The 20,994-nt window shown below is 69.0% G+C and carries 17 protein-coding genes; 10 read left to right on the forward strand and 7 right to left on the reverse strand.

What is annotated here, in order from left to right; translation table 11 throughout:
• Nucleotides 1-12: 12 nt before the first annotated feature.
• Nucleotides 13-1,110: a cell division protein ZapE gene (gene zapE / locus FOZ74_RS11360; protein WP_146913171.1), complete on the forward strand. Its 1,098-nt coding sequence runs from the start codon at nt 13-15 to the stop codon at nt 1,108-1,110.
• A 16-nt stretch (nt 1,111-1,126) separates the two neighbouring features.
• On the opposite strand, the gene FOZ74_RS11365 is transcribed toward zapE, so the two are convergent.
• Nucleotides 1,127-1,930 carry a PP2C family protein-serine/threonine phosphatase gene (locus FOZ74_RS11365; RefSeq protein WP_146913172.1) on the reverse strand — a complete coding sequence of 268 codons (804 nt, stop codon included), beginning with the start codon at nt 1,928-1,930 and terminating at the stop codon, nt 1,127-1,129.
• A gap of 9 nt (nt 1,931-1,939) precedes the next feature.
• Nucleotides 1,940-2,737 carry an outer membrane protein assembly factor BamD gene (locus tag FOZ74_RS11370; protein ID WP_146913173.1) on the reverse strand — a complete coding sequence of 266 codons (798 nt, stop codon included), beginning with the start codon at nt 2,735-2,737 and terminating at the stop codon, nt 1,940-1,942.
• A gap of 124 nt (nt 2,738-2,861) precedes the next feature.
• On the opposite strand from FOZ74_RS11370, the gene FOZ74_RS11375 reads away from it, so the two are divergent.
• The 7 genes from FOZ74_RS11375 to FOZ74_RS11405 all read left to right on the forward strand — a co-directional run bounded on the left by FOZ74_RS11375 (nt 2,862) and on the right by FOZ74_RS11405 (nt 13,368).
• Entirely contained in the window at nt 2,862-3,461 is a 600-nt protein-coding gene (locus tag FOZ74_RS11375; protein WP_146913174.1) for a phosphatase PAP2 family protein, read from the forward strand.
• 94 nt (nt 3,462-3,555) lie between these two features.
• On the forward strand, nt 3,556-7,098 hold the full coding sequence (gene dnaE, locus FOZ74_RS11380) for a DNA polymerase III subunit alpha (protein WP_146913175.1): 3,543 nt from the start codon (nt 3,556-3,558) through the stop codon (nt 7,096-7,098).
• A 125-nt stretch (nt 7,099-7,223) separates the two neighbouring features.
• Nucleotides 7,224-7,580, forward strand: coding sequence for an ATP-dependent Clp protease adapter ClpS (gene clpS / locus FOZ74_RS11385; protein WP_146913176.1), 357 nt, complete (start codon nt 7,224-7,226; stop codon nt 7,578-7,580).
• A gap of 57 nt (nt 7,581-7,637) precedes the next feature.
• A complete protein-coding gene (clpA, locus tag FOZ74_RS11390) occupies nt 7,638-9,992 on the forward strand; it encodes an ATP-dependent Clp protease ATP-binding subunit ClpA (protein WP_146913177.1) in 2,355 nt (784 codons plus the stop codon).
• A gap of 115 nt (nt 9,993-10,107) precedes the next feature.
• Nucleotides 10,108-11,169, forward strand: coding sequence for a tellurite resistance/C4-dicarboxylate transporter family protein (locus FOZ74_RS11395; RefSeq protein ID WP_146913178.1), 1,062 nt, complete (start codon nt 10,108-10,110; stop codon nt 11,167-11,169).
• A gap of 17 nt (nt 11,170-11,186) precedes the next feature.
• On the forward strand, nt 11,187-12,809 hold the full coding sequence (locus tag FOZ74_RS11400; RefSeq protein WP_146913179.1) for a gluzincin family metallopeptidase: 1,623 nt from the start codon (nt 11,187-11,189) through the stop codon (nt 12,807-12,809).
• A 10-nt stretch (nt 12,810-12,819) separates the two neighbouring features.
• The gene (locus FOZ74_RS11405) at nt 12,820-13,368 is read left to right on the forward strand and encodes a hypothetical protein (protein ID WP_146913180.1); all 549 of its coding nucleotides are present in this window, start codon (nt 12,820-12,822) and stop codon (nt 13,366-13,368) included.
• A 16-nt stretch (nt 13,369-13,384) separates the two neighbouring features.
• Here the strand turns inward: FOZ74_RS11405 and FOZ74_RS11410 are convergent, their stop codons facing one another.
• From FOZ74_RS11410 to FOZ74_RS11425, 4 genes are all read right to left on the reverse strand, one after another.
• The gene (locus tag FOZ74_RS11410) at nt 13,385-14,698 is read right to left on the reverse strand and encodes an O-acetylhomoserine aminocarboxypropyltransferase/cysteine synthase family protein (protein ID WP_146913181.1); all 1,314 of its coding nucleotides are present in this window, start codon (nt 14,696-14,698) and stop codon (nt 13,385-13,387) included.
• Between the two features lie 57 nt (nt 14,699-14,755).
• Nucleotides 14,756-15,280, reverse strand: coding sequence for a CoA-binding protein (locus FOZ74_RS11415; RefSeq protein WP_146913182.1), 525 nt, complete (start codon nt 15,278-15,280; stop codon nt 14,756-14,758).
• Complete coding sequence (locus tag FOZ74_RS11420; protein ID WP_146913183.1) at nt 15,277-16,539, reverse strand: lytic murein transglycosylase; 1,263 nt, start codon at nt 16,537-16,539, stop codon at nt 15,277-15,279. Before FOZ74_RS11420 ends, FOZ74_RS11415 begins: the two co-directional genes overlap by 4 nt.
• Before the next feature lie 73 nt (nt 16,540-16,612).
• Nucleotides 16,613-17,569 carry an NAD-dependent epimerase/dehydratase family protein gene (locus FOZ74_RS11425; protein WP_186764587.1) on the reverse strand — a complete coding sequence of 319 codons (957 nt, stop codon included), beginning with the start codon at nt 17,567-17,569 and terminating at the stop codon, nt 16,613-16,615.
• Nucleotides 17,570-17,648: 79 nt separating this feature from the next.
• On the opposite strand from FOZ74_RS11425, the gene FOZ74_RS11430 reads away from it, so the two are divergent.
• Nucleotides 17,649-18,533, forward strand: a complete 885-nt coding sequence (locus FOZ74_RS11430; protein WP_146913185.1) for a LysR family transcriptional regulator — start codon at nt 17,649-17,651, stop codon at nt 18,531-18,533.
• Between the two features lie 26 nt (nt 18,534-18,559).
• On the forward strand, nt 18,560-20,002 hold the full coding sequence (gene sbcB, locus FOZ74_RS11435) for an exodeoxyribonuclease I (RefSeq protein ID WP_146913186.1): 1,443 nt from the start codon (nt 18,560-18,562) through the stop codon (nt 20,000-20,002).
• Here the strand turns inward: sbcB and FOZ74_RS11440 are convergent.
• The gene (locus tag FOZ74_RS11440) at nt 19,963-20,865 is read right to left on the reverse strand and encodes a hypothetical protein (RefSeq protein WP_146913187.1); all 903 of its coding nucleotides are present in this window, start codon (nt 20,863-20,865) and stop codon (nt 19,963-19,965) included. The genes sbcB and FOZ74_RS11440 overlap by 40 nt on opposite strands.
• Nucleotides 20,866-20,994 lie beyond the last annotated feature (129 nt).

The raw sequence follows: 20,994 nt of genomic DNA on the forward strand, positions 1-20,994 counted from the left end.
AATGGAGTGGGCGTGTCGGTTCGGAGAATTTACGAACAGGCTCTGGCGGCCAAGGGCTACCAGAGCGATCCGGCGCAGCTGCGCGCCGTCGACGCGCTCGAGCGTTGCGCCAGCGAATGGGGCGCCTACAAGCAGCGGCGCTCCAACGCGCTCAAGAAGTTCCTGAACCACCCGGCGATACCGCGCGGCGTGTACATGTACGGCGGCGTGGGCCGGGGCAAGAGCTTCCTGATGGACTGCTTCTTCGAGGCCGTGCCGATCAAGCGCAAGGTGCGCCTGCACTTTCACGAGTTCATGCGCGAGGTGCAGCGCCAGCTCACCGAGCTGCAGGGCACGCAAAACCCGCTCGACGTGCTGGGCGCCAACGTCGCCAGGCGCTACAAGCTGATCTGCTTCGACGAATTTCACATCGCCGACATCACCGACGCGATGATCCTGTACCGGCTGCTCGATGCGCTCTTTGCCAATGGCGTGGGCTTCGTGACCACCTCCAACTTCGAGCCCGACGGCCTGTACCCGGACGGCCTGCACCGCGACCGCATCCTGCCGGCGATCGAGCTGCTCAAGGACCGCCTGGAAATCGTCAACGTGGACAACGGCGTGGACTACCGCAGCCAGACGCTGGAAGACGCGACGCTCTACCACACGCCGCTCGGCCCCGAGGCGGAGGCGGCGATGAAGGCCATGTTCGAGCGCCTGGCCGAGGCGCGCGACGAAGACCCGGTGCTGCGCATCGAGGCGCGCGAAATCCACGCGCTGCGCCGCGCGGGCGGCGTGGTCTGGTTCGACTTTCGCGAGCTGTGCATGGGGCCGCGCTCGCAGAACGACTACCTGGAAATCGCCAGCCAGTTTCACACCGTGCTGCTGTCCAACGTGCCCTACATGCCGGTGAACATGGCCTCGGCCGCGCGGCGCTTCACCTGGCTGGTGGACGTGCTCTACGACCGGCGGGTCAAGCTCATCGTCTCGGCGGCCGTGCCGCCCGAGCAGCTCTACACCGAAGGGCCGCTGATCCACGAGTTTCCGCGTACCGTCTCGCGCCTGAACGAGATGCAGACGCGCGAATACCTGCAGCTCGAACGCCGCGTGGTCGATACCCGGCTGACCTGAAGGCGGGGCGGGCGGCTCAGGCCTTGGCTTCGAAGCCGGAAAAGCGCGTGGCCTTGCGCTCTTCGACCAGGGCTTCGATGCGCACCACCACCAGCGATAGGTTGTCGCCGCCGCCTTCGGCGCGCTCGCGCGCTTCCTGGATCAGGTATTCGCTCGCCTCGCGCGGCGTGAGCGAGGCGGTGGCGGCGGCCAGCTCCTTGCTCGTGAAGTAATGCCAGACCCCGTCGCTGCAGGCCAGCAGGGTCTCGCCCACGGCCAGCTGGGGAATGCTGTAGCAGGTGGCCGGCGGGTCGGCGTCCATGCCCAGGCACCCCAGCAGGATGTTGGAATGCGGATGGTCGCGCGCCTGCTCTTCGGTGAGTTCGCCGCGGTCTACCAGCGCCTGCACGTAGGAATGGTCGCGCGTGCGGTGCAGCAGCTTCTTGCGCCGGAAGTGGTAGATGCGCGAGTCGCCCGCGTGTATCCAGTGGCAGTCGCCCTCGGGGTTGATGATGAAGGCGGCGATGGTGCTGTGCGGCTCCTGTTCGGCGGAAATCGCCGTGAGGCGGATCACCAAATGCGCCTCCTGCACCAGGTTCTGCAGGAAGACGGGCGCGTTGTCGGTGTGCGGGTCGTAGCGCTCGAACAGCTGGCTTGCGGTCATCAACACCTGGTCGGACGCCTTGCGCCCGCCGCTTCTGCCGCCCATGCCGTCGGCCACGATGGCCAGCACGCAACCGTTCACGCGCGAGTGGCTCAGCAACTCCACCCGGTCTTGCTGGTAGTCCCGGTCACCCCTGTGGGTGCCGGTGGCCGCCATGATGCGAAACGGCTTGTCCATGCAACGGCGCTACCAGAACTTCCACCATGGATCGGATTTGCTCTTGAACCCCGTGCGGGGCAGTTCACTGTTGGGGTAGGAGGCGTCGAGCACGCGCTGGGCGTCGGCGCTCAGCTGCGTGAGGCCCAGCGCTTCGTAGGAGCGCACCAGGATGTACAGCGCTTCCTCATTGGCCGGCGCGCTGGGGTAGTCCTTGAGGGCCGACTGCGCGCGGCTCGTGGCCGCCACATAGGCGCCGCGCTCATAGTAGTAGCGCGCCACGTGCACCTCGTACTGGGCCAGCGAATTGACGATGTAGACCATGCGCTGGCGCGCGTCGCCCGCATAGCGCGATTCGGGAAAGCGCGTGACCAGCTCGCGAAACGCCTCGAACGAATCCTTGGCCGCCTTCTGGTCACGCTCGGACAGGTCCTGGCGCGAGAGCCAGGAGAACCAGCCCAGGTCGTCGTTGAAGTTGACCACGCCCTTCATGTACAGCGCGTAGTCGTAGGCGGGGCTCGCCGGGTGCAGCTTCATGAAGCGATCCAGCGTGGCGATGGCCTGGGCGCGCTCGCCGTCCCGGTACTGGGCATAGGCCTTGTCCAGCTGGGCCTGCTGCGCCAGCGGCGTGCCGGCCGCGCGCCCCTCGAGCTTCTCGAGCAGCGGCACCGCCTTGTCCCAGGAGCCGCTGCCCATTTCGTCCTTGGCTTCGGCATGGATCTTCTGCACGCTCCAGTTGGCCGTGGGGTCCTCGGGCGTGCTGGAGCAGCCCGACAGAGCGGCGCTCAGCAGCAGGGCGGAGGACAGGAGTGCAAGAGTGCGCAACATTGAAGCGTGGACTTGGGGCCGTACGACAGAATCCGGCCATTGTATGAAACCGCGCCCGCCGCAACCAGCGGCTTTGCGTGGAAAATCGCGCCCGCCCCCACTTGCCCCCACTCGCCCCCGCTTCATGCTCCAGGAAATCAACCACGGCCTGTTCCTGCTGATCAATGCCCCGGCTGCGCCCTCAGCCACCCTGCTGGTGTTTGCCCGGCTGTGCGCGGCCTGGCTGGTGCTGGCGGTGCCGCTGTACCTGGTGGTGGCCTGGCTGCGCGGGCGCGAGGGCGTGCGCCGCGTGCTGCTGGAAGCCCTGGCGGCCAGCGCGCTGGGGTTTGCGGCGTCGGCCGCGATCGGCGCCCTCTGGCCGCAGCCGCGCCCCTTCGTGCTCGGCCTGGGCAGCGCGCTGATGGCGCACGCTCCCACGCCCTCGTTCCCGAGCAACCATCTCACCGGCATCTGGAGCGTGGCCTTGAGCCTGTGCCTGCATGCGCAGACGCGCCGCGCAGGCCTCGCCCTGGTGCTTCTGGGCCTGCCCGTGGCCTGGGCGCGCGTCTACCTCGGGGTGCATTTCCCGCTGGACATGGCGGGCGCGCTGTTGCTGGCCCTGGCCAGCGCCCTCGCGCTGCGGCTGCTGCTGCCGGGGCTGGGCGCGCTGGCACTCGCGCCGGCGAACGGCGCCTACCGCCGGCTGTTCGGCCCGCTGATACGCCGCGGCTGGGTGGCTTACTGAGCGCGCCCGGCAACTGCTGCGTCCCTGGCTGCCCCATCACTGCACCGGCGCTCGCCAGCGCTGATCGGCCATCGGCGCTTCCTACAATCGCCCGATGTTCGTCCATCTGCGCCTGCATTCCGAGTTTTCCGTGGTCGATGGCACCACCCGTATCGACCAGGTCGTGAAGGCGGCGGCCGGCGACGGGCAGGGGGCGCTGGCGCTCACCGACCTGAACAACCTGTTCGGCGCGCTCAAGTTCTACAGGGCCGCGCGCGCCAAGGGGGTCAAGCCGCTGCTGGGCGCCGAAGTCTGCCTGGAAGACACGGCGGGCGGCGAGCCCGCGCGCATCGTGCTGCTGGTGCAGGACCGCCAGGGCTATCTGAACCTGTGCGAGCTGCTCTCGCGTGCCTGGACGCAGGGCGTGGTGCGCGATCAGGCGGTGTGCCGCTGGCCATGGCTGCAGGAGCTGGCCGAAGGCTTGATTGCGCTCTCGGGCGCGCAGGCCGGCCCGGTGGGCCGTGCGCTGCTTGCCGGCAACGAGGCCGGCGCCGCAGAGCAGGCGCTGCAGCTGGCGACGGCGTTTCCGCACCGCTTTTATCTGGAGCTGCAGCGCGCCGGTCGCGACGAGGACGAAGCCCATGTGGCGGCCGCGGTGCAGCTGGCCGCGCGCCTGCGCCTGCCCGTCGTCGCCACCCATCCGGTGCAGTTTCTCGCGCCCGAGGACTACGACGCGCACGAGGCGCGCGTATGCATCGCCGAAGGCAGCACGCTGGGCGACCGCCGGCGCGTGCGCCGCTTCACGCGCGAGCAGTATTTCAAGAGCGACGCCCAGATGCGCCAGCTCTTTGCCGACCTGCCCTCTGCCGTGGCCAATACGGTGCAGATCGCGCTGCGCTGCAGCCTCACGCTGGAGCTGGGCAAGCCGCAGCTGCCCGACTTTCCCATCCCCGCGGGCATGGGCGTCGAGGACTACTTTCGCCACGTCGCGCAAGAGGGGCTGGAGGCGCGGCTGCGCCATCTCTACCCCGACGAGGCCGAACGCCGGCGCCAGCATCCGGGCTACCAGGAGCGCCTGGATTTCGAGCTGGACATCATCAACAAGATGGGCTTCCCCGGCTACTTCCTGATCGTCGGCGACTTCATCCAGTGGGCCAAGGCCCATGGCTGCCCCGTGGGACCGGGGCGCGGCTCGGGCGCGGGCTCGCTCGTGGCCTATGCGCTCAAGATCACCGATCTGGATCCGCTGCACTACAAGCTGCTGTTCGAGCGCTTCCTCAACCCCGAGCGCGTGTCCATGCCCGACTTCGACGTGGACTTCTGCCAGGCCAACCGCGACCGGGTGATCGACTACGTGAAGGAGCGCTACGGCAAGGATGCGGTGAGCCAGATCGCCACCTTCGGCACCATGGCCGCCAAGGCGGCGATCCGTGACGCGGGGCGCGTCATGGACATGAGCTACACCTTCTGCGACGGCATCTCCAAGCTGGTGCCGGCCAAGCCGGGGCAGACCTACACCCTGGCCTACCCGCCCGAGCCCAAGGTGGAGGGCGACAAGCACAACTACGCGCTGGAGCTCGAACCCCAGCTCATGGCGCGCGTGCAGGGCGAGGAAGAGGTGCGCACCGTGGTCGAGATGGCGCAAAAGCTCGAAGGGCTGACGCGCAACATCGGCATGCATGCGGGCGGCGTCCTGATCGCGCCGGGCAAGCTCACCGACTTTTGCCCGCTGTACCAGCAGCCGGGCAGCAGCTCGGCGGTGAGCCAGTTCGACAAGGACGACGTGGAAGCGATCGGCCTGGTGAAGTTCGACTTTCTGGGCCTGGCCACGCTCACCATCCTGGAGCTGGCGCGGGAGTTCATCGTCGCGCGCCACCAGGGGCAGGAGGATTTTGCGTTTGAAAACATTCCGCTGGACGATGCGCCCACCTACAAGCTGTTCCAGCAGGGCCGCACCGAGGCGGTGTTCCAGTTTGAAAGCCGCGGCATGCAAGGCATGCTCAAGGAGGCGCGCCCCAGCCGGCTGGAAGACCTGATTGCCCTGAATGCCTTGTACCGCCCGGGCCCGATGGACCTGATCCCCAGCTTCATCAACCGCAAGCACGGCAAGGAAGAGGTGCTCTACCCGCACCCGCTGGTGGAGCCGGTGCTGGCCGAGACCTACGGCATCATGGTCTACCAGGAGCAGGTGATGCAGACCGCGCAGGTGCTGGGCGGCTACAGCCTGGGCGGTGCCGACCTGCTGCGCCGCGCCATGGGCAAGAAGAAGGCCGAGGAGATGGCCAAGCACCGCCAGATCTTCCGCGAAGGGGCGGCAAAGAAGGGCATCAGCGAAGCCAAGGCGGACGAGGTCTTCGACCTCATGGAGAAGTTCGCGGGCTATGGTTTCAACAAGTCGCACGCCGCCGCCTATTCGCTGCTGGCCTATCACACCGGCTGGCTCAAGGTGCACTACACGGCCGAGTTCTTCTGCGCCAACATGACCATCGAAATGGACGACACCGACAAGCTCAAGGTGTTGCACGACGATGCCATCCGCGAGGGCCTGTCTTTCGAGCCGCCGGACATCAACCGCGGTGTCTACCGCTTCGAGCCCGTGACCGACCAGGTGATCCGCTATGGCCTGGGCGCGGTCAAGGGCACGGGCCAGCAGGCGATCGAGGCCATCGTCGCGGCGCGCGAGGGCCGCGGTGAGGGGCCGCAGGGTGGCACGCGCGGGCCGTTCAGGAGCCTGTTCGACTTTTGCGTGCGGGTGGATCGCACGCGCATCAACAAGCGCACCGTTGAGGCCCTGGTCAAATCAGGTGCTTTTGACGGTCTAAGCCGCGACAGGGCTGCGCTGGTAGCTAGCATAGACATAGCGTTCGACTACGCTCAGGCGCAGCTGGCCAATGCCAACCAGGGCGGACTTTTCGACATGATGGGCGAGGGCGCGGTGGGCGCGAGCGACGAAGAGCCGCCGCTGGCCGACGTGCTGCCCTGGGGTGTGCGCGAGCGCCTGATGCAGGAGAAAACCGCGATCGGCTTTCACCTCTCGGGCCACCTCTTCGATGCGGTACAGGCCGAGGTGCGCCGCTTCGCCCCGACCGCGATCGCCGAGCTGGCCGGCAGCCGCGACAGCGTGGTGGTGGCCGGCATCGCAGCCGAGCTGCGCGCGATCAACGGCCAGCGCGGCAAGCTCACGCTGTTCAAGCTCGACGACAAGAGCGCCAGCATCGAGGTGTCGGCCGACGAGGCAGTGGCGGCGGCCGCCGCCGAAGCCCTGCGCGACGACGAGGCGCTGGTGATCAGCGCACGCGTGCAGCCCGACCACTTCAACGGCGGCCTGCGCCTGAAGGCCCAGCAGATCTGGAGCGTGGCGGCCGCGCGCGCGCGCTTTGGCCGCTACCTGCACGTGCGCGCGGGGGCGGTGCTGCCGGACGTGGCCGACTTCGTGCGCCGCTTTCCGCCGCGCACCGAGCAGACTGACGACGGCCATGTGCTGAGCCAGGGCCTGCGCGTGCGCCTGGCGCTGCGCTGCGAAGCCGAAGGCGAGGCCGCCACGGTCGAGCTGCAGCTGGGCGAGGCCAGCCGCTTCTACCCCACGGATGCGGCGCTGGCGGCGTGGAGCGCCCAGGCGGGCGAGGGCGCCGTCCAGGTCGTTTACGCCTGCGCTTGAAGCAGGTGGCAGGCGCCCCGCGCGCATGCGCCGGCGGCCCTGGGCGGGCCTTGCGGCATATGGCTTGAAAAGCCGGGTCGCAGCACCAGATGCAGTGCGTTCAGGCGCGGACCCGGATGGCTAGAATGGATTTCATGGTTACCAAAGTGCCCGTGCCGCCACCGCGTGAGCCGTCCTGGGACGAGGGCGGTTCGGTGGTGGCCGAGCGGCGCACCCGCAAGCTGCAGCCGCCGCGCATGTACCAGGTGGTGATGCTCAACGACGACTTCACGCCCATGGAATTCGTCGTGGTGGTGTTGCAGGAATTCTTCAACAAGGACCGCGAAGCCGCGACGCGGATCATGCTCAAGATCCACCTCGATGGCAAAGCCGTCTGCGGCGTCTACACGCGTGACCTGGCCGACACCAAGGTGACCCAGGTCATGGATGCCGCGCACAAGGCGGGGCACCCGCTGCAATGCCTTGCCGAGCCTGTTGAATGACAGGCGGCCCGCCCTGATCTACAGTTAGACCCAACCGCAAGCAAAAGGAGTTCTCACATGATTGCCCAGGAACTGGAAGTCAGCTTGCACATGGCCTTCGTAGAGGCCCGCCAGCAGCGCCACGAGTTCATCACCGTGGAGCATCTGCTGCTGGCCTTGCTGGACAACCCGAGCGCCACCGAGGTGCTCAAGGCCTGCGCTGCGCAGATCGACGACCTGCGCTCGGCGCTGGCCAATTTCATCAAGGACAACACCCCCCAGGTCGCTGGCAGCGACGAGGTGGACACCCAGCCCACGCTCGGGTTTCAGCGCGTGATCCAGCGCGCCATCATGCACGTGCAGTCCACCGGCAACGGCAAGAAGGAAGTGACCGGCGCCAACGTGCTCGTGGCCATCTACGGCGAGAAGGATTCGCACGCGGTGTACTACCTGCACCAGCAGGGCGTGACGCGTCTGGACGTGGTCAACTTCATCGCCCATGGCATCCGCAAGGGCGAAGGGGCGGAGCAGTCCCGCCCCGAGGCCCCGCAGGCCGAGGGCGAAGACGGCGCCAGCCAGGGCGCGGCCGAGCGCAGCGAAAAGGCTTCGCCGCTGGAGCAGTACACGCAAAACCTGAACCAGGCGGCCAAGGATGGGCGCATCGATCCGCTGATCGGGCGCAACTACGAGGTCGAGCGCACGGTGCAGATCCTGTGCCGCCGGCGCAAGAACAACCCGCTTCTGGTGGGCGAGGCGGGCGTGGGCAAGACGGCGATCGCCGAGGGCCTGGCCTGGCGCATCACCCAGGGCGACGTGCCCGAGATCCTCAAGGATTCGGTCGTGTACGCGCTGGACATGGGCGCGCTGCTGGCCGGCACCAAGTACCGCGGCGACTTCGAGCAGCGCCTCAAGGGCGTCTTGAAGAACCTCAAGGACAAGCCCAGCGCCATCCTGTTCATCGACGAGATCCACACGCTGATCGGGGCCGGCGCGGCCTCGGGCGGCACGCTGGACGCATCCAACCTGCTCAAGCCCGCGCTCTCCAGCGGCCAGCTCAAGTGCATAGGCGCGACCACCTACACCGAATACCGCGGCATCTTCGAAAAGGATGCGGCGCTCTCCAGGCGTTTCCAGAAGGTGGACGTGACCGAGCCCACAGTGGCCGAGACGGTGGAAATCTTGAAGGGCCTCAAGAGCCGCTTCGAGGAGCACCACGCGGTCAAGTACGCCGCCGCCGCGCTGCAGGCGGCGGCCGAGCTGTCGGCCAAGTACATCAACGACCGCCACCTGCCCGACAAGGCCATCGACGTGATCGACGAGGCGGGGGCGGCGCAGCGCATCCTGGTGCCGAGCAAGCGCAAGAAGACGATTGGCAAGAGCGAGATCGAGGAGATCGTCGCGAAAATCGCGCGTATCCCGCCGGCCAATGTCTCCAATGACGACCGCGGCAAGCTGCGCACGCTCGAGCGCGACTTGAAAAGCGTGGTGTTCGGCCAGGACAAGGCGCTGGAGGTGCTCGCCTCCAGCGTGAAGATGGCGCGCTCGGGCCTGGGCAAGGGCGACAAGCCCATCGGCGCCTTCCTGTTTTCCGGCCCCACGGGCGTGGGCAAGACCGAGGCGGCCAAGCAGCTGGCCTTCATCATGGGCATAGAGCTGATCCGCTTCGATATGTCCGAATACATGGAGCGCCACGCGGTCAGCCGCCTGATCGGTGCGCCGCCGGGCTACGTCGGCTTCGACCAGGGCGGCTTGCTGACCGAGGCGGTGAGCAAGAAGCCGCACGCGGTGCTGCTCCTGGACGAGATCGAGAAGGCGCACCCGGACATCTTCAACGTGCTGCTGCAGGTGATGGACCACGGCACGCTGACCGACAACAACGGGCGCAAGGCCGACTTTCGCAACGTCATCATCGTGATGACGACGAACGCCGGTGCCGAGACCATGAACAAGGCCACGATAGGCTTTACCACGCAGCGCCAGGCGGGTGACGAGATGGCCGACATCAAGCGCCTGTTCACGCCCGAGTTCAGGAACCGCCTGGACGCCATCGTCAGCTTCAAGGCGCTGGACGAACAGGTCATCCTGCGCGTGGTCGACAAGTTCCTGCTGCAGCTGGAGCAGCAGCTGGGCGAGAAGAAGGTGGAAGTGACCTTCACCGACGAGCTGCGCAAGCACCTGGCCAGGAAGGGCTTTGACCCGCTGATGGGCGCGCGCCCGATGCAGCGCCTGATCCAGGACACCATCCGCAAGGCGCTGGCCGACGAGCTGCTGTTCGGCAAGCTCACCGACGGCGGGCGCGTGACGGTGGACATCGCCCTGGGCAAGGACGACAAGGGCGCTGAGACGTTTGAAGTCAAGCTCGACATCGAGCCGCTGCCCAGGAAGGAGCGCTCCAAGGGCGTGGAGCACAAGGAAGCGGCCGCGGCCGATTGAGCTGCGCGGCTGAGTGAAAACCCGCCGTTGGCGGGTTTTCTTTTTCCTGAATATTTGAACAAAAATTGCCTGTAACGCCCGTAGATACAGCGTTGATAGCTTCCGAAAAAATAGCATGAGCACCTGGGTGGCCTGGCGTGCGGCGCTGGCAGAGCTGTCTCCGGCCAACTTCGGACTGGTGATGGCCACGGGCATCGTGGCCCTGGCCGCCTCCATGGTGGGTTGGACGGCGCTCGGGCGCGTGCTGCTCCTGCTCAACCTGCTGCAGTACGCGCTGCTGTGGCTGCTGTACCTGCTGCGCGCGCTGTGGCACCCGCGCCGCTTCTTCGGCGATTTGTTCGATCACGCCCTTGGCCCGGGCTATTTCACCGTGGTGGCCGCCACGGGCGTGCTCGCAAGCCAATGCCTGCTGCAGGCGCGGGCGGTGCACGCTGCCTGGTGGCTGGGCGCGCTGGCCCTGCTGCTGTGGTGCCTCATCACCTATGCGATGTTCCTGGCCTTCATGGTCAGGCAGGAGAAGCCGCCGCTGGCCGAGGGCATCAGCGGCTCCTGGCTGCTGGCGGTGGTGGCCACGCAGTCGATCGCGGTGGTGGCGGTGCTGCTGGCGCCGCTGGCGGCGCACCCCTCGCGCCTGGCGCTGGAGTTTCTGGCGCTGTCCCTGTGGCTTGCGGCCGGCATGCTCTACATCTGGCTGATGACGCTGATCTTCTACCGCTTCGTGTTCCTGCGGCTCACGCCCGAGACGCTGGTGCCTTCCTACTGGATCAACATGGGTGCGTTGGCCATCTCCACGCTGGCCGGCGCGCTGCTGGTGCAGGGTGCGGCGGCCTCGCCCTGGCTCGCCGGGCTGCTGCCTTTCCTCAAGGGCTTCACGCTGTTCTACTGGGCCGCGGGCAGCTGGTGGATACCGGCGCTGGTGCTGCTCGGGGTGTGGCGCCACGGGGCGCGCCGCTACCCGCTGCGCTACGAGCCGCTGTACTGGGCGCTGGTGTTTCCGCTGGGCATGTACGCGGCCGGCACCTGGCAGATGGACGTGGCGCTGGGTCTGGGCCTGCTGCAGCCGCTGGCGCGCCTGTCGCTGTACTGCGGGCTGCTGGCCTGGGCGCTGACCTTTGCCGGACTCCTGCGAAAGCTGATCTACATGCTGTTACGATCGCCGGCTTCTGGCCCCCGATGAATGATGGAGCACACTGCATGGCCCCTCGAACGCACGGTCTGCGACCCCGTTTCCCGCGCTGGCTGCCCGCGCTTGTCCTGCCCCTGTGGCTGGCGTCATGCGGCGGCGGGGCACAGCCCGATGTCAGCGCGGTGGCCATCCAGGGCCGGGTCAGCTACGACTTCGTGCCGGCCACGACCGAGAGGGGCCTGAACTACGCGGACACCACCGCACGGCCGGCGCGCGGTGTGGAGGTGGTGGCCGTGGCCGACGACGGGCGGGAGCTGGCCAGCTCCCGCGCGGGGGTGGACGGCAGCTTCACTCTCACGGTGCCGGCCAGGACCACGGTGCGCCTGCGCGCCAAGGCGCGGCTGCACCAGCCGCCGGGCGCAGGCGCCAGCTGGGATTTCAGCATCCGCGACAACACCTCCAGCGGCTATGCCCAGGGCAACGCCGCGCTGTATGCGGTGCAGGGTGAGGCGTTTGACAGCGGCAGCAAGGCCACGCTCACCCAGGATCTGCATGCGGCCTCGGGATGGACGGGCGATGGCTACGGGCAGGCGCGCGCCGCCGCGCCCTTTGCCATCCTGGACCAGTTCTATTCGGCGATCGAGAAAATGCGCGCCGTCGATCCGTCCGTGGCCTTTCCGCCGATGAACACCTACTGGAGCATCCACAACCGCCCCGCGCCGGGCGAACCGGCGCTGGGCGAGATCACCACCAGCCACTGGCAGTCCGCGGGCGACACGCCTGGTCTGTACATCCTGGGCAAGGAGGATGTGGACACCGACGAATACGACACCGGCGTCGTCGTGCACGAATGGGGGCACTACTTCGAGTCGCGGCTGTCGCGCTCGGACAGCACCGGCGGCCCACACGGCGGCGGCGACATGCTGGACATGCGCCTGGCCTTTGGCGAAGCCTGGGGCAACGCGCTGGCCGGCATGGTGCGCGAAGACCCGCTCTACATCGATACCAGCGACCCCGGGCAGGCGGTGACGGGGCTGGTGATGGACCTCGATGCGATCCCCGGATACGAGCCGCGCGGCTGGTTCAACGAGGCCTCGGTGCAGACCCTGCTCTACAAGGCCTCGCGTGCGCCGCAGCTCGGTTTTGACGACATCTACCGCGTGATGACCGGCCCGCAGAAGAGCACGCCGGCTTTCACCAGCCTGTTCTCCTTTGCCAGCTACCTGCGCGAGGCGGCCGGGCCCGAGGGGCGGGCGGTGCTGGACGCGCTGCTGGCCGACATCCAGACCGTCAACGGCCCGCAGCTCGACATCTGGGGCACGCACCAGAGCTGGCCGCAAAGCCTGGCGGACGGCGCGCGGCACCAGGACGCGGTGCTGCCGATCTACACGCCCTTGGCGGTCGGCGCCGCGCCCACACGCTCGTGCAGCACCAGCCAGTTCGGCAACAAGGGCATCAACCTGGGCAATCAGCGCTACTACCGCTTTTCGGTTGCCAGCGGCGGAAGCTACACACTGGCGTTCAGTGAGAGCCAGGCGAAAGACCTGGAAGTGCGCTCCGCCGACGAGGACGTTGAGTTCGAGGCGCTGGACGACACGACCGCCAGCGCAGTCCTGGCACCGGGCGACTACGTCATGTCGGTGCGGCCCGCGCCCCCCGGTTCCTGCATTTCCGTTCGCGTGTTTCAGTAAAGGCCGCAGCATGACCGACTTTCCCGCCATCCACCGCGTTGTCTTTCTGTGCACCGCCCTGGCGCTGCTGCCCGGCTGCGGCGTGGCCGCAGGCTCCGCACCCGCCGGGGCCCAAGCGGGCACGTCTGCGACGGCCAAGCCCGGCCCGGCGCTTGCCGTGCAGGTGCGGGGCGCCAGCGCCTTCGCCAGCGGCGCCAGCGCCCGGCTCAGCCTGGACTTTGTGCATGCGCGCCCCGGCGCCACCCTCACGGTGAGCTACCGCCCCGAGCCCGGTCTGGTGCTTGAAAGTGCCGCCCGCAATACCCTGACCGCCGACGCCCAGGGCCGGGCGAGCGACGCGCCGCTGCTGCGCGGGGTGCGGGACGGGCGCCACTACCTGAACGTCTTCGTCACGCAGCAGGGCGGCGACGGGCCGGTGCGGCAGGTGGTCTCGATACCGCTCACGTTTGGCAAGGTAGCGCTGCACAAGAAGGCGGCTTCGCCCTCCGAGGGTGTGGAGACGGTGACGCCGTCCGGCGAGCCGCTGCTGGTCCTGCCCGCCAGCCCGTCGCGCAAATAAGAAGACGCGGCCAGCGTCAGGCGCCGCAGCGCGCCAGCGCCTGGTCGATGTCCCAGAGGATGTCGTCCACGTCCTCGATGCCGACCGACAGGCGCACCATGTCGCCGCTGACCCCGGCGCGCTTCAGTTCCTCGTCGCTCAACTGCCGGTGCGTGGTCGAGGCCGGGTGGATCACCAGCGTCTTGGCGTCGCCGATGTTGGCCAGGTGGCTCAGGAACTCGCAGGCATCGATGAACTTCTCGCCCGCCGCCGCGCCGCCCCGGATGCCGAAGGTGAGCAGCCCAGAGGCGCCCGGTGCGCCATCCACCTCGCGAAACTGTTTCCGCGCCAGTGCGTGGTACGGCGATTCGGGCAGGCCGGGGTAATTGACCCAGGCCACCTTGGGGTGCTGCTTCAGGTGCCGCGCCACGGCCAGCGCATTGCGGCAATGCGCCTGCATGCGCAGGTGCAGGGTTTCCGCCCCCTGCAGCAGCAGCCAGGCGTTCATCGGCGAGAGCACGCCGCCGTAGGTGCGGTTCACTTCCATGCGCGCCTTCATGGTGTAGCCGAAGTCGCCGAAGGTCTCGTAGAACTTCACGCCGTGGTAGGCCCGGCTGGGCTGCACCATGTCGGGGAACTTGCCGTTGTCCCAGGGGAAGCGCCCGCTTTCGATGAGCACGCCGCCCATCGTCGTGCCGTGGCCGCCGATGTACTTGGTGGCGCTGTGCACCACGATGTCCGCACCCAGATCGAGCGGGTTGCACAGATACGGGCTGGCCACGGTGTTGTCCACGACGAGGGGCACGCCGTGCGCGTGCGCCACCTCGGCCACGGCGGCGATGTCCAGCACGTTGACCAGCGGATTGCCCAGGGTCTCGCCGAAGACCACGCGGGTTTCGGGGCGCATGGCGCGCTCGAAGTTCGCCGGGTCGGCCGGATCGACGAAGGTGGTCTCGATGCCCAGGCGCTCGAAGCCTGTGCCCAGCTGCCCGACGCTGCCGCCGTACAGCGTGCTCGCGGCCACCACGTGGTCGCCGGTCTTGAGCAGCGCGAACAGGGCGGTCATCTGCGCCGCCATGCCGCTGGCGCAGGCGAGTGCCGCGCGGCCGTTTTCCAGGCTGGCCATGCGCTCCTCGAACACCGCCACCGTCGGGTTGGAGATGCGGCTGTAGACGTTGCCGAAGGTGGCCAGGTTGAACAGGTTGCTGGCGTGCTCGGCGTCGTCGAAGACGAAGCTGGTGGTCTGGTGGATGGGCGTGGCGCGCGCGCCGGTGGCCGGGTCGGGCTGGGCGCCAGCGTGGATGGTGCGGGTGCCGAAGCCGAAGACATGGTCGCCGTGGGATGTGGTCATTTTTTTAAGCAAAAAGTGGCTCAAACGCTTGCTGGGCGCGCGTTGACAGCTATGTTTTCAGTAAGGCAGCTGGCGCGGCCGTCTGGCGCTGATGACCTTGGTGTTCACCCCCGCCCAGCCCAGGCCGCCGAACAGGCGCGCATGCTCGATCTTCACGCAGCGGTCCTGCACCACATCGAGCCCTGCCGCGCGCGCCCGGGCGGCGGCCTCCTCATTGACCACGCCCAGCTGCAACCACAGGCAGGCAGCGCCAATGGCGATCGCCTCGTCGGCCAGTGGCGCGATGTCCTCGCTGCGGCGAAAGCAGTCCACCATGTCGATGCGGCGCCCCTGCGCGGCCAGGGCCCGGGCGGCTTCGGTCACGCTCGCGTAGGCCGTTTGGCCAAGGATGCTGCCGCCTGCGCTGGCGACCAGAGGGTTCACCGGCACGATGCGGTAGCCGTGCGCCTGCATGTATTGGGCGGCGAAGTGGCTGGGCCGGTGCCACTGCGGCGAAAGGCCGACGACGGCGATGGTGCGGCAGCGCGCGAGGATGGCGCGCAGCTGGCTGCTCAGCAGGGGCGGGCCGGCAGCCGGGCTCATCGCGGGTCCGCCTCGGTTTGCTGCAGCAACCGCTGCAGCAGCTCCTGCGTGGGGTAGCCGTCGGGCGTCTGGCCGGTGCTTGCCTGGTAGCGGCGCAGGCCGGCGCGCGTGGCGGGGCCGACCACGCCATCGGGCTCGCCGGCGTCCATGCCCAGGCGGTTGAGCGCCAGTTGCATGGCTTCGATCTCGCCGCGCGCCAGCGGCTTGAGCTGGCGCGGCCAGGGTGCGAGCAGCGCAGGCCCGCCGTCGATCTGGCGTGCCAGCAGGCTCACGGCCAGCGCGTAGTTGGTCGAGCTGTTGTAGCGCAGCAGCACCCGGAAGTTGTTGCCCACCATCACCGCCGGCCCCAGTCGGCCGGCCGGCGTGAGGATGGAGGCGTCGCGCATGGCCGGCAGGGGTTTGCCGTCCATGCTGCGTACCCCCTCGGCCGCCCAGGCGTCGCTGTCCTGGCGCACCGACAGCTCGGTGCGGCTGTAGTCGAAGCTTGCCGGCAGGCGTACCTCCGCGCCCCAGGGCTCGCTCGGGCGCCAGCCCGACTGCGCGAGGAAATTGGCGGTGGAGGCGACCGCGTCGGGGACGCTGGCCCAGATGTCGCGCTTGCCGTCGCCGTCCGCGTCGACCGCGTACTTCAGATAGACCGAGGGCAGGAACTGGGTGTGGCCCATGGCGCCGGCCCACGAGCCCACCAGGCTGGCCGCGGGGATCTGCCCCTGGTCCGCGATGGTGAGCGCGGCCATGAGCTCCCCGCGCGCCCAGTCGCGCCGGCGGCCGTCCCAGGCCAGCGTGGCCAGCGCGTCCACGGTGCGAAAGCTCCCGAAGTGCGTGCCGTAGCTGCTCTCTATGCCCCAGATGGCGGTGACGATGCTGGCCGGCACGCCGTAGCGTTCGGTGGCGCTGTCCAGCGCGCGCGCATGCAGCTGGCGCTGTGCCTTGCCCGCGAGGATGCGCTGAGTGGACACCGCGCCGTCCAGGTAAGTCCAGATCGGGCGCACGAACTCGGGCTGGGCGCGGTCCAGCTCCAGCACCTGGGGCAGCAGGCGCGCCTTGGCCAGGGTGGCGTCCAGCGTGCTCTGGCGTATGCCGGCCTGCCGCGCTTCCTTGGCAAAGGTGGCCAGCCAGGCGCTGAAATCGTCGGTCTGCTCGGCGGTGGGCGCCTCGGCCGGGGCGCAAAACCCGGTACTGCCGGCGCCGCCCAGCAGGGCTGCGAGCATGAGCACCAGGGCAGGTGCATGGGTGCGGTGGCGCGCAATGGAACGCATGGACAGTGATTGTGCCCAAGTCGCCAAGTCCGGGGCGCGCCGATGGCCACCGGCGCCGCTGCGGGCGTCCCGCTCAGCCGAGCGCCGGGTCGCCACCCGGGGCGAACGAGGCCAGCGTGGCAGCCAGGCCTTGCGTATAGGGCGTGATGCGAAAGTCGGGGTAGCGGTCCATGAACTTGTCGCTGCAGAACACGTAGTCCTGCTGGTTCTGGTAGAGCATTTCGCCCACCTCGCGCAGCATGGGGTGCAGCGGGCCGGCCAGGCGCACCAGCGCCGCCGGCAGCGCATGCAGGCGCGGCGCCAGGCCCAGCAGGCGGGCGCTTTCGGCCAGCAGGGCGCGCGCCGTGGGCGCGGGGCTGGCCGTGGGCAAATGCCAGCTTTGCTGCCAGGCACCCTCGTCGAGCGCCAGCAACGCCAGGGCGCGGGCTGCGTCCAGGGTGTAGGTGAAGCTGTGGCGCCGATCGGGGTCGCCCAGCCAGAAGGCCGTGCGGCCCTGCAGCTGGCGCTGCAGCGCACTCGCGTACAGCAGGGACAGGTGCGCCCGCGGCCCGTAGAAATCGGCGCTGCGCGCCACCAGCCAGCGCAGGCCGCGCTGCTCGCCTGCGCGCTGCAGCTGGCCGATCAAGCCCTCGCGCACGCGCCCCTTGCGCGAGGGTGGCGCCAGCGGGTGGTCTTCGCGCATGGGCACGGCCAGCGGCAGCGGTCCGTAGGCATAGAGGTTGTCGAACCACAGCAAGCGCGCGCCGTGGGCGAGTGCGGCGTCGATCGCGCCCTGCATGATGCGCGGCCAGTCGCGCTCCCAGACGCTGGCGCGGTAGGGCAGGCCCAGCGTCAGGTGCAAATGGCTGTGGCCTTGCAGCGCGCGGGCAAGCGCCGCCGGGTCCCGCGCATCGAGCTGCAGGTGCCCGGCTTCATCGCGCGCGGTGCGGCTGGCCAGCGTCGCCTCATGGCCGAGCGCGCGCAGGGCCTGGGCGCTGGCGCGGCCGATCACGCCGTCGCCGAGGATCAGGTGTCGTATGGGTGGGTGCATGCGGCCATCATCGGCGCCGCGCGGCGCCAGCGGAAGCCACGCCATAGAATTGCTGCGATTCATTTTTGAATAGCTTTCCATGCAAACCGATGCATCCACCGGCCTGGACTGGCGCCTGCTGCAGGCCTTTCTGGCCGCGGCCGAAGCGGGTTCGCTGGGCCGCGCGGCCGCCCTGCTGGGCGACAGCCAGCCCACGCTGAGCCGGCGCCTGGCGCGCCTGGAGGGCGTGCTGGGCCAGGCCTTGTTCGAGCGCACGCCGCGCGGCCTGGTGCCCACGGTGGCCGGGCAGGTGCTGCTGGAGCCCGCGCGCGAGATGCGCGCGCAGGTGGCGCGCATGGCTCTGCAACTGGAGCGCCATGCGCTGGCCCTCGCGGGCACGGTGCGCATCACCGCCAGCGAGATGGTCAGCCAGCACCTGCTGCTGCCGGCGCTGCGCCCGCTGCGCGCGCAGCACCCCGAAATCCAGATCGAACTGGCCCCTGGAGACGAGGTCGCCGACCTGCTGGCGCGCGAGGCCGACATCGCGCTGCGCATGTTCCGGCCCACGCAAAAGGAGTTGATCGCACGCCGCCTGGCCGACCTGCCGCTGGGCCTGTTCGCCCACCGCGACTACCTGGCCGGGCGCGCGCCCGTGACGCCCGAGACCATGCAGCAGCACGCCTGGATAGGCGACGACCGCCACGGACTGATGGTGCGCGGCTTCGGGCGCGCCGGCTTCAGCGTGGGGCGCGAGTTCTTCGCCATCCGCACCGACCATTCGGCGCTGGCCTGGCAGGCGGTGTGCGAAGGCCTGGGCATAGGCGCCGCGCCGCTGTGCGTGGGCGAGCGCACCCCGCAGGTGCGGCGCGTGCTGCCCGAGCTGGCGATCAGCCCCATGCCCTGCTGGCTGGTGGTGCACCGCGAGCTGCGCGGCACGCCCCGGCTGCGTGCGGTGTTCGATGCGCTGGCACGCGCCCTGGCCTGACCCAGGGCTTGGGTATGCTGCGCGCCATGGCCGCACACACCTTCCTCTGGCACGACTACGAAACCTTCGGCACCGACACCCGGCGCGACCGCCCGGCGCAGTTCGCCGGGATACGCACCGATGCCGGGCTCAACGAAATCGGCGAACCCGTGATGCTGTACTGCCGCCCGGGCGACGACTACCTGCCCGACCCGCTCGCCAGCCTGATCACCGGCATCACGCCGCAGGAGTGCCTGCAAAAAGGCCTGCCCGAGCACGCCTTTGCCGCGCGCATCGAGGCCGAGCTGGCCCAGCCCGGCACCGTGGGCGTGGGCTACAACACCATCCGCTTCGACGACGAGATCACGCGCTTCATGTTCTGGCGCAACCTCATCGACCCCTATGCGCGCGAATGGCAGAACCAGTGCGGCCGCTGGGACTTGCTGGACGTCGTGCGCATGACGCATGCCTTGCGCCCCGAGGGCATCCACTGGCCGCAGGTGGACGGCAAGACCAGCTTCCGGCTGGAGCACCTGACGCGCGCCAACGGCATTGCGCACGAGGCGGCGCACGATGCGCTGTCGGACGTGCGCGCCACCATCGCGCTGGCGCGGCTCATCCGCAAGCGCCAGCCCAGGCTGTTCGATTTCGCGTTTTCGCTCCATAAAAAGGAGCGTGTGGCGCAGGAGCTGTGCCTGCCAACGACACAAGACATGGCAAAGCCATTCTTGCATGTCTCGGGCATGTTCCCGGTGCAGCAGGGCTGCCTGGCGGTGATGTGGCCGCTGGCCATGCACCCGGCGAACAAGAACGAACTGCTGGCCTGGGACCTGGCGCACGACCCTGCGGAGCTGGCGGGTCTTTCGGTGGATGAGCTGCGTCTGCGCCTGTTTACCCGCGCTGAAGATCTCCCTGAAGGAGCGGGCCGCCTGCCGCTCAAGGGCGTGCACCTGAACAAGTCGCCCATGGTGGTGGGCAAGCTCAAGACCCTGACGCCGGCCATGGCCGAGCGCTGGGGCATTGATCTGGCCCGCGCCGAGCGCCATGCGGCCATCGCGCGCGACCTGCCCGACATGAGCGCCATCTGGCCCGCGGTGTACCAGCGCCCGCAGGCGGCGGCGCTGGACGTGGACCAGGATTTGTATGGCGGCTTTCTCGGCAACGAAGACCGCCGCCGCCTGGAGCGTCTGCGCCGCCTGCCGCCGGCCGAACTGGCCCAGGCGCGCGCGGGCTTTGACGATGCGCGCCTGGCCGAACTGCTGTTTCGCTACCGCGCGCGCAACTTCCCCGACACGCTGAGCGAAGAAGAACAGCAGCGCTGGCAGCAGCATCGCATCGCCACGCTGGTGGACGGCGAGGGCGGTGCGCGCACCTTCGACGCGCTGTTTGCCCAGCTCGATGCGCTGGGTGAGCAGGCCGACGAGCGCGGCCAGGCGCTGCTGGAGGCGATCTACGACTGGGCCGAGGCGATCGCGCCGGACGTCGCCTGAAGCAGGCCGCGAAAGAGCTGCAGCAGGCCCCAGGCCAGCAGCAGCGGCAGCACGAGGGTCTGCAGCGCGAACACCACGATCAGCGTGACCAGCTGCTGCACCAGCTGGTCGACCGCCGCAGAGATGCGCTGCAGCTGCGCCTGCGCGGTCTGCACGGGGCTGGCCACGGCCTCGCGCGCGTCGCTGCCCCATTGCTTCAGGCGCTCCAGCAGGCCCTGGCCCTGGGCATCGGGGGCGGGCGGCACGGCGCCCGGAGCCTGGGGCGCCTGCGCCGCCTGCAGCGTTTGCGCGGCAGCGTCGCTGGCCAGCTGGCTTTGTTCGTAGGGCTGGGCGAGAAAGTGGGCAAAGAGCTGTTCGCTGCCCAGTATCGTCACCGGCATCACCAGCCGGGCAAACAGCAGCACGACGAGCAGCCGCGTGAGCCAGGGCGGGCCATGCCCGCGGAGTCGGGCCGCCAGCCACAGCAGGGCCAGCAAGCTGACCGCGCCCGACACCCAGAGGCTGCCGCCCATGGCCAGCAGCAGCTTTTGCAGGCCAAAGGCCACGCTGGCCCAGAGCATCCAGTCGGCCACCTGGGCTGCCAGGTCGTTGATCGGTGCCAGCATCTGACCGGGCGTGAGCGTCACGCCCATGCCCATGGGCTGCACCGCCACCTCCGTGCCCTGCACCACCGCGATCACGCCGTGCAGCGTGCGGGCGGTGGCGAAACTCACCAGCGCGCGCTTGAAGCCGGCGTCCACCGCTTCGTCCGCCACGGTGTTGAACCGCGGCCACCAGCACAGCGCGACGGCCAGGGCGAGGCCCAGCATCGCCAGTAAGGTGCGGGGTGGCAGACGGGCCGGACGGCCTTGAACGAGAGCCATGGTGCTTGCTCCACTGCAGGGTGGACGGGAAGGCGGCGGGCTGCCTGGCCTGGGCATGGCGGGCCCGCCGCCGGTGCCACCTAGCATATCCTGCGTGGTCGCCCGCTGGCTGGCCGGTTGGCGCCCGCC

The organism is Comamonas flocculans (assembly GCF_007954405.1).
GTDB lineage: Bacteria > Pseudomonadota > Gammaproteobacteria > Burkholderiales > Burkholderiaceae_C > Comamonas_C > Comamonas_C flocculans.

Coding starts and splice junctions, on each gene's coding strand:
- FOZ74_RS11440 (WP_146913187.1), bottom strand. CDS start 20,865: ATGGCTCTCGTTCAAGGCCGTCCGGCCCGTCTGCCACCCCGCACCTTA.
- sbcB (WP_146913186.1), top strand. CDS start 18,560: ATGGCCGCACACACCTTCCTCTGGCACGACTACGAAACCTTCGGCACC.
- FOZ74_RS11395 (WP_146913178.1), top strand. CDS start 10,108: ATGAGCACCTGGGTGGCCTGGCGTGCGGCGCTGGCAGAGCTGTCTCCG.
- FOZ74_RS11430 (WP_146913185.1), top strand. CDS start 17,649: ATGCAAACCGATGCATCCACCGGCCTGGACTGGCGCCTGCTGCAGGCC.
- FOZ74_RS11370 (WP_146913173.1), bottom strand. CDS start 2,737: ATGTTGCGCACTCTTGCACTCCTGTCCTCCGCCCTGCTGCTGAGCGCC.
- clpS (WP_146913176.1), top strand. CDS start 7,224: ATGGATTTCATGGTTACCAAAGTGCCCGTGCCGCCACCGCGTGAGCCG.
- FOZ74_RS11410 (WP_146913181.1), bottom strand. CDS start 14,698: ATGACCACATCCCACGGCGACCATGTCTTCGGCTTCGGCACCCGCACC.
- FOZ74_RS11415 (WP_146913182.1), bottom strand. CDS start 15,280: ATGAGCCCGGCTGCCGGCCCGCCCCTGCTGAGCAGCCAGCTGCGCGCC.
- FOZ74_RS11425 (WP_186764587.1), bottom strand. CDS start 17,569: ATGCACCCACCCATACGACACCTGATCCTCGGCGACGGCGTGATCGGC.
- FOZ74_RS11405 (WP_146913180.1), top strand. CDS start 12,820: ATGACCGACTTTCCCGCCATCCACCGCGTTGTCTTTCTGTGCACCGCC.
- clpA (WP_146913177.1), top strand. CDS start 7,638: ATGATTGCCCAGGAACTGGAAGTCAGCTTGCACATGGCCTTCGTAGAG.
- FOZ74_RS11400 (WP_146913179.1), top strand. CDS start 11,187: ATGGCCCCTCGAACGCACGGTCTGCGACCCCGTTTCCCGCGCTGGCTG.
- FOZ74_RS11375 (WP_146913174.1), top strand. CDS start 2,862: ATGCTCCAGGAAATCAACCACGGCCTGTTCCTGCTGATCAATGCCCCG.
- FOZ74_RS11420 (WP_146913183.1), bottom strand. CDS start 16,539: ATGCGTTCCATTGCGCGCCACCGCACCCATGCACCTGCCCTGGTGCTC.
- dnaE (WP_146913175.1), top strand. CDS start 3,556: ATGTTCGTCCATCTGCGCCTGCATTCCGAGTTTTCCGTGGTCGATGGC.
- FOZ74_RS11365 (WP_146913172.1), bottom strand. CDS start 1,930: ATGGACAAGCCGTTTCGCATCATGGCGGCCACCGGCACCCACAGGGGT.